The organism is Nostoc sp. DedQUE08 (genome assembly GCF_034530895.1).
Classification (GTDB): domain Bacteria; phylum Cyanobacteriota; class Cyanobacteriia; order Cyanobacteriales; family Nostocaceae; genus Nostoc.
Genome location: NZ_JAVRCD010000002.1, coordinates 128,285 through 141,511 on the forward strand (window position 1 = coordinate 128,285; position 13,227 = coordinate 141,511).

Consider the following 13,227-nt stretch of genomic DNA (forward strand, 5'->3'; position numbering starts at 1 on the left):
TAGGTTACTCTGCGGGAAGCCTCTTTGTGTCTACGTTCGTCAACTAAAGCTACACCTGTATTTATAAAAACTAGTCACAACAAGGGTTTCTTATTTTTATCTGTCAAGATTTCTAGTCTGTTATTTAGCATACTCACCTAACTCTGTCCTTAACAGTTATTCAATGTTAGATAATTTTGTATCAAAGTCTACCCCCGGCTCTTTCTCAACTGTTGTTAGCCCATTACGGAAAAGTATTATGCTCAAACAAATACAACAACTCAAAGCACTTCTGGCTTATAAAAACTCAGAAAACTTGGTTGATATTGCCATTCTTAAATCCAAGTTTTTTGGTACTAAAGTTTCTCCAAAAGTTGCTTCCAAACTACAACCAATAGTAGGATATTATCCCGTAATTGATTTGAACCAATTAAGTTAATATCCTCAAGGCTCCTTTGGACGAGAATATGCCAACTATATGCAAGCAAATCAACTAAAATCATTAAACATCAGTCCTAAACTAGAAGACGTTGCCAAACGTAATCTATTTGCTCTGCGATATTTAGTTACCCATGATATTTTTCATGTCTTACTTGATTTTGACACCACTTATGCAGGAGAAATTGGTGTACTTGCTTTTGCTGCTACACAAAACTACAGTAAATCACTTGAAATCGGTCTGTGCTTGGCTAGATTGCTCTATCCAATTTTAGCTCGCCAACAAATCAAAGCGATTTTCGCCAACCTGGAGAAAGGGCGAGAACTAGGCAAGAAAGCTGATTTTCTGTTGGGCTACCGCTTTGAAGACCATTGGGAAGAACCAATTGACCATCTGAGAAAAAAGTTGAGATTACCATAAATTTCCACAATTCATCCGAAAAAAGGATTTACTTGCTTAATAACAGCTTTTTTAAAAGCCCTGCTCTTTTTTTATAAAAAATGCTTGATATTGCTTAGGCTGTCAAATGTAGCGCTAAATACATTTTTAATGCTACATTTGGTTTTTAATACAGATATAAGTAAAAAAAACATATATCTTTAGCGGTAAAAATTATCTGCTTTAAGACATAAATACTTAATGGGTAATTCCTAAAGAGCTACTAATAACAATTAATATTTACAGACTTTTAGGTTAGAGACATTGTTTATCTGACTAAGTGGATTTATATAGTAGTCCTTAGATATTTGAAGGACTTGCAGATGACAAACTAATCCACATTTTTCCTTAACACGATAACTGCTTCAGGTGGAAAGCCAAAGGATGAAATACTGGATAACGAAATTAGTATTTTGTATAGTATTACTGTCTAACTTGTTTCTATCAAATGATTATGCAAGAGCAAACCAACTTTCAAATACTTCTAATATTGATGTACAGCAATTAAATACACTGCCAGTAGTTGAAAACGTAGCAAGTGCTGACAAGAATATTGCTGAGATTAAAAAGGAGGATTTTTGCCGATTTAATGGGATTGTTAATCGGGTAGATAAACTAGAGGGACTTTTCACACTTTATTGCAGCGAGGATTCGGGAAAAGTTTTCTTAGAACTTAAGCCAGAGCAGCTAAATAAAGATTATCTAGCTATAGTGACATTGGAATCAGGGGTTGGGGAAAGTGGGATTTATAGTGGATTACCTCTCTCTGATTTTATCTTTTACTTCCAACGAGTAAATAATAGATTGCATTTTGTTGTACGTAATTTAAAATTCCGTACAGATAGTATACCAGAACAGCGATCGCTTGCTCGCTCATTTAGCGATTCAGTCCTTTATTCACTCGAAATAGCTACTATCGATCCAAAAAGTAAAAATATTCTGCTCGACCTGAATGGACTGCTAATGCAGGATTTACCTGGATTAACTCCTATATTAAAATATTCTTTACAAGCTGATTACCGCTTAGATGTACGCAAGTCATATTTTGGTGATGTTAACAGCTTCCCAGAAAACGTAGAGATTGATTCGATTTACGGTTTTTCATCACTAGAAGGCTCAAATTTGATCGCTGTACCCGATAGCAGGGCACTCACTCTAAAGGTACACTACAGTTTTTCTCAACTGAGAGAAAACAATGGTTATATTCCCAGACTTGCCGATGACAGAGTTGGATATTTTACTACTGCTTTCCAAGATTTCTCTAAAAATAATGCTCGCGAATCATTTGTACGTTATATTAATCGCTGGCATCTAGAACCATCCAATCCTGATGCCCCCTTATCTCCACCCAAAAAACCAATTGTGTATTGGATTGAAAATGCCGTACCACTAGAATACCGCGATGCGATTCGTGAAGGTGTTTTGATGTGGAACAAAGCATTTGAAAAAGCTGGATTTCAAAATGCCATTGAAGTGCAGCAAATGCCAGATGATGCTGATTGGAAACCAGCAGATGTACATTACAACACCATTCGCTGGTTCAATTCTTTAGATGCAGGTTTTGCCAAAGGGCCGATGCGCGTCAATCCATTCACCGGGGAAATATTGGATGCAGATATCATTGTGGATGCCAATATGGTGCGTTTAGTTCAGCAAGAATATCACGCACTGATGGAAGCAAATTCATGTCAAGAAAAAACGAAAGGACGTGAAGACGCGGGGAAATTCCTGGATAGATTTGCGTCATCTTCCTCTGCTCGCTTTTTCTCCTCAGAGTCCTGCTATGGTATGGAATCTTCAAATCAAGCAGCTATGGGGGCGCTGGCGTTGTCAATGTTACCAAACACTACATCTAGTAGTGAAACGATGAAGGAGTATGTGCATCAATATTTGCGTTCTCTCATCGCTCACGAAGTCGGGCACACTCTGGGTTTGCGCCACAACTTTTACGGCAGCACCATGTTAGCGCCAGAAGAATTAAATAATACTGAAATCACTCGCACCAAAGGTTTAGTGGGTTCGGTGATGGACTATGTACCTGTGAACATAGCACCACAGGGAGTACAGCAAGGTGACTATTTTCCAAGAATTATTGGGCCTTATGACGAATGGGCAATTGAGTATGGTTATAAAAAATTTCCATCAACAGCGCTGGAGGTAACTATTCCAGAATCAGAAAAAAGTTTTTTAGACCAGATTGCCCTAGCGTCGCCTCAACCAGAATTATCTTATGCAAGCGATGAAGATATCTGGGACATTAATCCTTTAGCAAATGTCTGGGATATGAGTAGTGATGTGCTACTGTATTCGCAGTGGCAAATGGATAATGCTCGTTTTATGTGGGAGCGTCTTGATAAGGGTTATCTATCGAAAGCCAAAAGCTATAGTAACCTACGCCTTCAGTTTAATAGAGTACTTAAATATTATTTTCGGAACGCCACTTTGCTTTCTAAATACATTGGCGGACAATCGTTTCGGCGTCTCCATACCAGTAATGATGCTGCTTGGGCATTTGTACCAGTTTCACTTTTAAAACAACGCCAAGCATTGACAAAATTGCAAGAATATGTATTTGCAGATGATGCTTTCAGCTTTTCACCACAATTGCTCAATCAACTAGCACCATCGCGTTGGGGAGACTGGGGTAGTTCTGCACCTAATAACCGCCTTGATTATCCAATTCACGATCGCATTTTGAGTTTTCAAAGTATGATATTGCGATCGCTATTAGACAGCGATCGCCTAAATCGGTTACAAGATATAGAATTAAAAACTCTGCCTGGAGAAGCGCTTTCCATACCAGAACTGTTCGACACCCTGCAAACAGGCATCTGGACAGAAATTTTTGCCCCCGGAGAACCAAAGCCAATTTCGAGCATCCGGCGTTCATTGCAACGGGAGCATCTGAATATTTTGTTACAGATGATGTTGGGTACTACTAATACACCTGAAGATGGTCGGACATTGGCTTGGTATAAATTGCGTCAACTCCAAAAAGCCATTGATGTCAAACTCAAACAACTTGGCGAAAGCCTTGATGTTTACACCTTAGCTCACTTAGAAGCTTCTGGCGATCGCATTACTAAAGCATTAAACGCACAATTACTTTCTAGGTAGACATAATAAATTGGGCATTGGGCATTGGACATGGAGAAGAGACAAAGGAGACAAAGAAGAGAGTTTCAATAATTCCTCCTTGTCCCCCTTGTCTCTCTTGCCCTCTGCTCCCCTGCTTATTCTCTTGTTTCCATGTCCCATGCCCAATGCCCCACTTCCTCAAGATACCGCGTTCTTTATGAAAACATTGATTGGCAGATTTTTTCAAAAATTATAACCAATTGCCCAGAAGAACATAAGGGGCCCAAAAATATGGACGATTTTCTTTAGCTAAAATCGCAAGTTGGGCGCGTTGCAGAGCTTGGGCTTTAGTTACTCCAGCATCCAATTGTCGATATAATTCACCCATAAAGTCGCTAGTAGATTCATCATCTACTGTCCACAAAGTTGCTAGGGTACTGCGTGCGCCCGCCCGTACTGCTACTCCAGCTAATCCCAAAGCAGCTCGTTTGTCTCCTGTGGCAGTTTTACAGGCACTAAGGACGAGTAATTCAATTGTTCCTCGTCGATTTTCACCCCTAGCTCGAAGTAAATTATCTAGCTCTCTACCCCTGAGTAACTTATCCCACATAAGAATATAGGTTTCTTGAATATCTGAACTAAATTGCCCATGAGTAGCTAGATGCACCACTGAAAAGGAAGTAGATTGAATTTGCTTTTGCAGATTAGCTATAGTAAACTCTTGATTTAAGAGTTCTTTAGTTGATTTGACTTCAGATTGGACTAGTTTTAATTCCTGTGTGACATTTGAGAGTTTGGGAAATGATTTACCTTCAATCAAGCGTTCTTGCTCAACCCCAGCAATTAAAGCGTTTAGCCGCCGCACGTTATGTAAAGGCTTAGGATCGAGGAGTTGTAGTCCGGGCATTAAAGAAACAGCATACTTTTCTATCAGATATTTCTGCTGTTTTTTATCATAAAGAATCGCCATTGGAATATTCCGCAAAGAACCATCAAGCACAAACACTATGGATGCGATCTCTGCATTTTCTAAATCTGATTCTATAGGTTTAATTAACCAATCATATAACTGTTGCGAATGCTGCTTAACATTAGGCTCACGACTAGCAATGGGTAAATATTTCTGTAGTTGTTCTACAACGTTTTCTAATACATCTTTAGAGACTTTAGTTGTTTGACGGGAGATTGCATCTTGCCCTGGCAACCTAGTAATAATTTCCAGTCGATTATCTAAAATAATTGGATAGATAACTACTGTAGATTTTTGCTTTTCAACTAATTTATCAAGGTCAATTCTTGGTAGCAAACAGGGCGAACGAAAGAAGTTATCTAATTCTGCTAACTGGAGAGATTCAATTACCTGACGGGCTTGAACGAGATTATCTGGCTTTTGAAGAGTATTTTCCGGAAGTTGCAGCAGTAAATCAACGTACTGTCGATATACGGGTTCTACGCTTTCACGGAAAGAAAATTGTACGTCAGGATTAATCGCAACTAAATCATTACGAAGAGATTTGAGGGCATTATAAGCTTGATTATAAGCAGCTGTTGCTGCTGGGATATCGGATTGCTTTTGCAGTATCCGTCCCATCTGCCAATGCCATTGATAAGTAATGTCTTGAGCATCAACAGACTCGGCTTTCACCAAGGCTTGTTGTGTAAGGCTATTAGCATCGGCTAGCTGTCCACTTTGTTCGTACAAACCACCAAGAGTACCAAGGGCATAAGACTCGGTTCGTTCATCTTTTAAACTCTTAGCTATTTGGACAGCTTGCGCTAGCATTTTAGCAACATCTTTTGGCTGAACTGAGTTTTGTGTCATTTTGCTCAGACTTTGGGCAAAGTTAATTCGGTAATTAACAGCCGTCCGACTTGGAGGTAAACTGTCTATCTGAGACTGAATTTGAGGTAATAATGCCTTTGCTTGGCTAAATTCCTTTTGCTCTACCAGTAGTCTTAATAAATTTAGTTGAGCCAAAAGACGTACAGTAGGTTTAATTGATGCAATCTGTGCTGCCTGTTGATAGTATTGAATTGCTGTTTGAGTGTAATCTTTGGCGTTGTTTGAGTTACCCAAACTAAGTTGAGCATAGATTTGAGCGCGGGCTGTATTACCTAAACTTAGTAAAGCATTACTTTGAGCGATCGCATCTTTGACTCGTCTAGCCACAAAATAACTTTCTTCGAGAATTTTGTGCGAATCGTCTAAATAACCCAAACTTCGCCGGACATTCCCTAAGTTATACAATCCTGTAGCTTTAACAGAAGAGTCTGGTTGGTTTTTAAGAATTTCTTGGGCTGAGGTTAAGGTTTTATCTGCTTGGAGATAATTTCCCAAAGCTTGCATTGCTTGGGTTTGATTAACACGATTGTGAATCAGTGCAGATATATGATCTAAGCGTTGATAAATTTCAGCTGCTGATTGCCAAGTACCCAAGGCTGCTTCAGTTTGTCCCTGTGCTAATTCCAGTCCACCTCGAACATCTAAAGCTTGGGCTAAGATTTGTGAAGAATTTGCATCTTTGAGAGTTTGTAATAGTTTAATACTTTGTGTAATAGCTTCAGTTGCTTCTTGCCATTGTCCTAATTGCTGATAGGCTAAACAAAGATTGCTTAAAGCTATAGCTTCATTCAATACATCATTAGTAGCTTTAAATTCAGCTACTGCTTTTTTGAGAAGTTGTACCCCTTCTATAAACTGTCCTGCTTCATAAAGTACTTGACTTTGCTGTACTAAGCTAGAAGTCTGGGTTGGGTTAACAGCAGGTGTAGTTGCTAAAACAGAATTAAATCCAACTTTAGATTTTGCAAATGCTGCTGTTAAATAATTAAATGAATCAAACAAATATGGCAAAAAGGCACAAAGTAATACAGTCAATAATGCTATAAAAAAATGCTGGGAAAATTTCATATAATTTTAAAACTTACTTTCTTAAATAGTATAGCCGTAGTCACATAGTTTAGGACATTTTGAAAGCGTGAAAGCTAGGAATAATAGTTTTACCTTCTGCCTCCTGCTATATTTAATCCTTCTAATTAGTGAGAATACAAACCTGATATAACTCTCTGTAGCTCTGCAATTTTGTGTAAAATTAAAATGGATTATAGTGTACAAAAAAATATAAACCGTTTTCTTGCCATGTATTGCTTTGAGTATCAACAGAAACTAAAGGGATACCCCACTCAACACCAGCAGTAAAGTTATTACCCTGTAACCAACGTAAACCCAAACCAACAGAAGCTAGAGTGTTAGTAGCGGAAGTTGCGGTAGTGTTGGTGGTGTTGGTGTTTTGGGTGAGGGTGGTTGGACATCCTGCGGTGGCGGAAGTTGCCGAAGCGAAGCAGAATTGTTTTGGGATGGTTGTACGCGATTGAGTGTCTGTGCCCTGCTGAGTGTAGTTATCAGGCTGTTGAACAACATCAGCAAGCAGGACACTATCAAAATATGAGTAACTTTAGCGACCATGACACTGAATAGGGTTGTGTCTGAAAGTGTAGGGGGCGGCAGATGAATTAGCACTCAAGACTATTTGTCCTTTGGCGTTTAGCGTCGCACCTGTGGCTTCAACAATGCGTTTAGGAGTGGAAATAGTTGTACTGCTAACAGGTGGTATGGAACGATTGTTGTTAGTAGGTTTAACAGACACCCAATCGATTTGAGGCACATCAGGAGTGAGAATGTCTTGGGGATTGGGTGGTAAACCGCCGCGTCCAGCAATCACAAATCGGTTTTGAGCATAATCTGGACTGTAGCAGCCTTGAGCCACCTGAGTGTCAACTAGTGTTGTTGGCAATTGTACTAAGCCACTGTTGGGGTCAACATCTGGGGTGTTGAGTTCTACAGTGCCTTGTGTACCAAATTCTGAACTAGCAGTGATGTCACTCAACACAGTTGGACTTTCACGGAACTCGATACCATAAATGCCAGTGGCTTGAATATCCACTCTGCCACCACTGCCTGTAAAAGCATTGGCAGTGATGTCACTATTTTCACTAGGCACAGCGAGGATGAAACCATTGGGGGCAGTGATTTTGATATTGCCACCATTACCACCAAACTGATCAACGCCAGCATTGGTGGTGATTTGACTGCGATCGCGTAATAATAACTCTTGCAGGTTGAGAGTGATATTACCACCAGTATTACTACGAGTTGCGGCGGAGATTGTGCCTCGATCTAGTGTGAGGAAGCCTGCGGTCAGTTGGATATTACCACCAATACCTTCTCCCTGACTGTTAACGGCAATTGTAGCACCATCTCGAATTGTCATGATTCTGGGGTCGATGATAATATTACCGCCATTACCAATAGAACCTTCACTGGTACTGGCAAATAGACCAGTTTTTAAACCAGAGAGGGTAATGTTGTCTTTGACATGGAATGTAATATTACCAGCGTGGAATTCACCAGAAGTTATGGTAGATACTTGACCACCATTGCTAGCTTCAAAAGTGTTAGCAAAAATGCTGACACTGCCTGCATCTCCTTTTCCAAAGGTACTGGCATCAATTTGGGCACCATTGGTTACTTCTAGTGAGCCAGTGGTAATCGATACACCTCCGGCTTTGCCCTCTGCTCCAAAGTTGACTTGGCTGTATGCCCCACTGTTAACTCCATTCTTATCTTCACCATCAAACTTGACAGTATTTCTAGCAAAAATGCTGACACTGCCTGCATCCCCTTTTGCAAACGTACTGGCACCCAGTTGGGCACCATTGGTTACTGCTAATGAGCCAGTGGTAATCGATACACCTCCGGCTTTGCCCTCTCCTCCAGGTCTGACTTGGCTGTATGCCCCACTGTCAAATCCATACTTATCTTCACCATCAAACTTGACAGTATTTCTAGCAAAAATGGTGACACTGCCTGCATCCCCTTTTCCAAGCGTACTGGCACTGACTTGGGCACCATTGGTTACTGCTAATGAGCCTGTAGTAATCGATACACCTCCGGCTTTGCCCTGCCCGTTTTCTTCTACTCTGCTCCTAACGGGACTGTTATCCAAGGCAACAGTATCGGTAGCATTAATTTTAATATCTCCTGCTGTAGCCGTTGCTGTACCCAAACCTGACTTAATCCCAGCAATAAGTTGACTTTGTTGTTTTAAATCTAAATTCCGAGCATTGACTATAATTGAGCCTCCCCCACCAGCACTCACATCCACTACGCCATGACTCAAAGAAATATCGGCTCTTTGTACACCATTAGGGACACTCAAACTCAGGTCTTGACTATCAACATTTAATCCCACAGTCCCATTACCAGAGACTCCTGCCAATTCTACTAGTCCACCTAAAGCATTCAAGGAGCCACCATCAAGTATAATATCTCCACCCACTAACAACAAACTTCGCGCATCTCGGACTCTCAGCCCTTTAAGATTATTTCCGGCATCGGTGGTTGACCTGTTCTTAATTTTGGCTGCTTGCAGTTGATTGAAAAACAGTGCTGAAGGATTGATTGCTAGTAATTCAGAGGCAAGTTGAGGATTGGTGGCGCTGAAGGTACTACCATCGCTCCATTTGAAACTGCTGGCTGTGGTTGCTAAAAATGAACCACCAATATCTAATCGTGCATTCACTTCAAAGATAATGCCATTGGGATTAAGCAAAAATAGGTTAGCTTTACCGTTAGCGCGAATTAAGCCATCGATATTCGAGATAGACCCACCTGTGACTCTAGTAATGATATTTTGAATATCCAAAGCATTATTAAAAGAAGCAGTGCCACCAGTAGGTACAGAAAACTCGCTAAAGCTGTGAAACAAATTACTTCCTGCTTGGGTTCCTCCAGTGATATTAAAGGTATTACCCTCTTTTGCAACGCTAGAGTTATTAGGTAAGGTGTTATCTGGAGTAATTTTTTGGGCAAAAACTCTATTTTGTAAGCAAGTAATTAAAACACTTCCCACCGTCAAACTACTACACCAACACCGCCAATCTTGAATCCCTGACATAGCACCCCCATTCAACAATTCGCAATTCGCAATGACGCTCGTTCGCCCTTGGCGTCTCCCCTTGGGAGAAGACTCGCTCTAAGCGAAGCCATGCCGAAGGCTTTACGCTGCGCTAACGCAATTCGCAATTACGTAAATCAGTAACTGCATCGTGTGACTAGTCTTATTTTTCCAAGTTGTAATCCTTTACAATTGGCTCTTTAGCAATGTCTTGCAAGCCAACTGCATTTAATAAGTCCAGCCAATCTTTATTAAGAGTTGCATTCTGCGGATTGGTGCGGCGTTGTTGACCTAAATTAGTTAGGGCATCGTACCAAATATTATTGGCATTATAAACAATGTACTCTTTTGATTTTGCTGACTTTAACTGACTATCAAGAGCCTCTGTCAGAACTTGCCTTTGCACAAACCCATCGACATAAAAATTGTCAGATGTTTTTTGTACATCGCCGCAATAAATATGAAAGTACCAATGATATTTCTTATCTACTTTTAAAGAATATTGCGGTTGTGCTGGCAAAGTAATGCTGATAACTCCTGGTTTTCCAGACAGAGTAAGAGGTGTTCGATAGACATTTTGTACATCTTTACCATCTAGCACTTGTAACACAAATTCTCCAGAACGTGTGGTTTGTGGTAATTGGGGAATATAAAACCAAAAAGTTGGATTTTCTGCAACTGTTGATGCTAAGACTGATTTTTCTGCATCACCAGGTACTAAAGCTGTCAGACGTGTAAGATTGCTAGGACAATCAGTGCGCCCAGCCCCAGCTCTGCGCCGACCTGTGGGTGCGCCGTTTCTAGGCAATTTCGGTTGCTGAGAGGATTGGGAAGGCGAATTTTTAACAGTGTTTGGAATCGAATTTGTCTGTTGTGCTTGCACTGATTGCGAGGAACTCATCAAACCAATAAATACCAAATAAATTACGCAAGCGCGTTGAATTGGTTGGTCAAGTAATTTTTTTTTAATCATAATCAAAATTTAATTATTTTCTCTTATGAATATGCAAACGTCTAAACCATGAGATTACCATTACTTGGGTAGCTAGTAACGCTAATACTGAGGGGATAAATGGCACCCATCCAGCTAGTGCAAAAATACCAAAACATAATCCAAATACTGTTAAAAGTGTGACTATCACCGCCAATCCCAGGTGCAGAGGTTTTGAATAATACCACGCTGTAATACCTCCTACCAATGACCATCCCCATATCCAAAGTGCCTCTACCCATCCAGACCACCACCACAATAAAGGTCTGTTATCTAAAACTGCGCTGAGGATTTGACTTAGCATCTGCGCCTGTACAAATACCCCCGGTGTTTGCTTTTGCTTCGGTTTGGCATTGGAACTGAAAGGTGTTTTCCAATAATCATTTGTATTGGTGAGGGCAGAAAGACCAATCAGAATAATGCGGTCTTTGAGTGATTGAACTGTTTCTAATGAGATTTTTTCATTTAACACATCTCTCAAACTAACTTGCTCGGCAATTTTTTCCACAGAGTCAAGAGAACGATAATTCAACAAGATTTGATAACCGGATGCATCTACTTTTTGATAACCGCTAGTGTGTTCGTTTAATTGCTGAAACACAATATCACCAATTTGTAAATAACCTGATTTTGTAACACTTGATGTTTTACCTTCTTTCTTTAAATAATGAAGTGCTAGTTTGAGATTAAAAGCGTCTTCTGTAGAACAGGGAGATGTTGGGGGAGGAGTCAAATTTAAAAGCTGGCGACGAGCAAGATCATCTTCATCTGCAACAAAATCACTAAAACTTAAGCGTTCTATTGAAACTCCAGAAGGTGGCGGAATACCATCACTATCCCCATCATCACCAGTAGTAGGAACTTTGCATACAAAAAATAAACGATTATCCTTTTGAAAACGAGTAGCTAATTTTGAGTATTTTGGATCTACACTACCATCACGATAAATATCTAAACCGATAGTTCGTGGTTGGTATTTATTTAATTTATCTAATAATAAAGCAAGGGCTTGGTCAGATAATGACCATCGCATTTGCATTCCTTTATTGAGTTGGTATTGAATATCTGCTTCATCAACTGTGATAATTAAAATCCGCTCGTCAGGTTTTTCGGTGACAAAATGCGATCGCAACTGCATAAAATGGTCAAAAGCCTGTAATTCTGACGTTTGCAGATAACCCCCATACCGCACTCCCATGACTAAACTTGTTATCAACAAGCTTGTTAGCAATATTACTAAAACACTCTTAGTGGTGAGCATCTTTCGGTGCGACTGCCAAATCATTGGTGCTGACAAGGGATTTTGGCAAATTACTGGCAACCAAGTTGCACAAGGATATTTATCTTCTATTCCTTCGAGCCTTTTTCGCGCCTCGCGCAGTGCAGAGTATAGTGATTGTCCGCTAGAAAATTCACCTAAAAAATGTTTTAAAAATTCCTGTGCTATTAAGTCTGGGATTGGTTCGCGCATAACGATGACTTGGGGAATGTGTAAATCCTCTAATGCTTCTGCTAAACCTAAGCCATCGCAAGAATTGAAAATTGCTAAGTGCAATCCGCTTTCAATTGCTTTCTTAAGTCCATATTTTAATTTATCTAGAGTAATTGTTGTTGTTTGATTAATTTGCAGAACTCCTCTTTCTTGACTAGAACTATGTCCAGCAAAAAATAGAATATTCCAACCTTTCCCCCAAAGTTCGTTACTTAACTCCTTGAGTTGTGGCTCAATTAAGAAATTTATTTGAGCTTGGTTTGATAATTTCTCTAATAAATACTTATCTTTACTAATATCAATTCCTTGATTATTGCCAAAAATCGCTAAAATTTTAACTTTTTTTTCTTGAGTATATATTTTATTTAGTCTTTGTGGTTCTAAGGGACTAAGCGCGACTTCAGCATTTGGATAATCTTCAAAAAAGTTCCATAGATGCCAAGGAAGTCGTCGTAGTAATTTATCAGAAGTTGCAATTACAAAGCAAATTTCTTCATTTGGATTTAATTGCGTACGTAATTTTTGGTCGATTTTGCGAAACTGCTCACAATTGAGCCAAATATTGATTCTAGATGATAATTGCTGACATAAATCGTTAAATTCCAATTCCGAAAAATTTGTTATGTCATTATCTTCAACTTCCAGACGTGTCCACCATCCATAGTAACGATAGAGAGCTGAATATAATATTTGCCAATTTCGATAAAGTTGAGAAATTTCTGGTGCTGGTGGTAAACTTCCGCGAAATTCCATCGCACGTGGGTCATTTATTAACCCAAGTTGAACCGTGACATCAGGAAAACCTTTATGGAGGTCGCCCTTACCTAAATTCAAGACAACTAACTTACTCATT

Annotated in this window: 7 protein-coding genes and 2 pseudogenes; 4 read left to right on the forward strand and 5 right to left on the reverse strand. The window is 39.7% G+C overall.

Annotated features, from left to right (window positions below):
- Window positions 1-238 precede the first annotated feature (238 nt).
- The 3 genes and pseudogenes from RMY64_RS01845 (at window position 239) to RMY64_RS01855 (ending at window position 3,973) form a co-directional block, all read left to right on the forward strand.
- On the forward strand, window positions 239-418 hold the full coding sequence (locus tag RMY64_RS01845) for a hypothetical protein (RefSeq protein WP_322671370.1): 180 nt from the start codon (window positions 239-241) through the stop codon (window positions 416-418).
- A gap of 12 nt (window positions 419-430) precedes the next feature.
- Window positions 431-838 (forward strand): annotated as a pseudogene (locus RMY64_RS01850) (Coq4 family protein); the annotation flags it as partial.
- 402 nt (window positions 839-1,240) lie between these two features.
- A complete protein-coding gene (locus RMY64_RS01855) occupies window positions 1,241-3,973 on the forward strand; it encodes a zinc-dependent metalloprotease (RefSeq protein ID WP_322699142.1) in 2,733 nt (910 codons plus the stop codon).
- A gap of 211 nt (window positions 3,974-4,184) precedes the next feature.
- Here RMY64_RS01855 and RMY64_RS01860 read toward each other — a convergent pair whose 3' ends face one another.
- Together RMY64_RS01860 and RMY64_RS01865 are read right to left on the reverse strand one after the other, a co-directional pair.
- On the reverse strand, window positions 4,185-6,845 hold the full coding sequence (locus tag RMY64_RS01860) for a CHAT domain-containing protein (protein WP_322671368.1): 2,661 nt from the start codon (window positions 6,843-6,845) through the stop codon (window positions 4,185-4,187).
- A gap of 181 nt (window positions 6,846-7,026) precedes the next feature.
- Window positions 7,027-7,191, reverse strand: a pseudogene (locus RMY64_RS01865) (ShlB/FhaC/HecB family hemolysin secretion/activation protein); the annotation flags it as partial.
- On the opposite strand from RMY64_RS01865, the gene RMY64_RS01870 reads away from it, so the two are divergent.
- Complete coding sequence (locus RMY64_RS01870) at window positions 7,181-7,309, forward strand: hypothetical protein (RefSeq protein WP_322671367.1); 129 nt, start codon at window positions 7,181-7,183, stop codon at window positions 7,307-7,309. The pseudogene RMY64_RS01865 and the gene RMY64_RS01870 sit on opposite strands and share 11 nt — an antisense overlap.
- Before the next feature lie 80 nt (window positions 7,310-7,389).
- Here RMY64_RS01870 and RMY64_RS01875 read toward each other — a convergent pair whose 3' ends face one another.
- From RMY64_RS01875 to RMY64_RS01885, 3 genes are all read right to left on the reverse strand, one after another.
- On the reverse strand, window positions 7,390-9,891 hold the full coding sequence (locus RMY64_RS01875) for a filamentous hemagglutinin N-terminal domain-containing protein (RefSeq protein WP_322671366.1): 2,502 nt from the start codon (window positions 9,889-9,891) through the stop codon (window positions 7,390-7,392).
- 163 nt (window positions 9,892-10,054) lie between these two features.
- On the reverse strand, window positions 10,055-10,864 hold the full coding sequence (locus RMY64_RS01880; RefSeq protein ID WP_322671365.1) for a DUF928 domain-containing protein: 810 nt from the start codon (window positions 10,862-10,864) through the stop codon (window positions 10,055-10,057).
- Window positions 10,865-10,877: 13 nt separating this feature from the next.
- Complete coding sequence (locus RMY64_RS01885; RefSeq protein WP_322671364.1) at window positions 10,878-13,226, reverse strand: CHASE2 domain-containing protein; 2,349 nt, start codon at window positions 13,224-13,226, stop codon at window positions 10,878-10,880.
- Between the last annotated feature and the right edge of the window lies 1 nt (window position 13,227).

What these genes read in the sequence shown, in the direction of transcription:
- RMY64_RS01845 (WP_322671370.1), top strand. Translation starts at nt 239, where the DNA reads ATGCTCAAACAAATACAACAACTCAAAGCACTTCTGGCTTATAAAAAC.
- RMY64_RS01885 (WP_322671364.1), bottom strand. Translation starts at nt 13,226, where the DNA reads ATGAGTAAGTTAGTTGTCTTGAATTTAGGTAAGGGCGACCTCCATAAA.
- RMY64_RS01860 (WP_322671368.1), bottom strand. Translation starts at nt 6,845, where the DNA reads ATGAAATTTTCCCAGCATTTTTTTATAGCATTATTGACTGTATTACTT.
- RMY64_RS01880 (WP_322671365.1), bottom strand. Translation starts at nt 10,864, where the DNA reads ATGATTAAAAAAAAATTACTTGACCAACCAATTCAACGCGCTTGCGTA.
- RMY64_RS01875 (WP_322671366.1), bottom strand. Translation starts at nt 9,891, where the DNA reads ATGTCAGGGATTCAAGATTGGCGGTGTTGGTGTAGTAGTTTGACGGTG.
- RMY64_RS01855 (WP_322699142.1), top strand. Translation starts at nt 1,241, where the DNA reads ATGAAATACTGGATAACGAAATTAGTATTTTGTATAGTATTACTGTCT.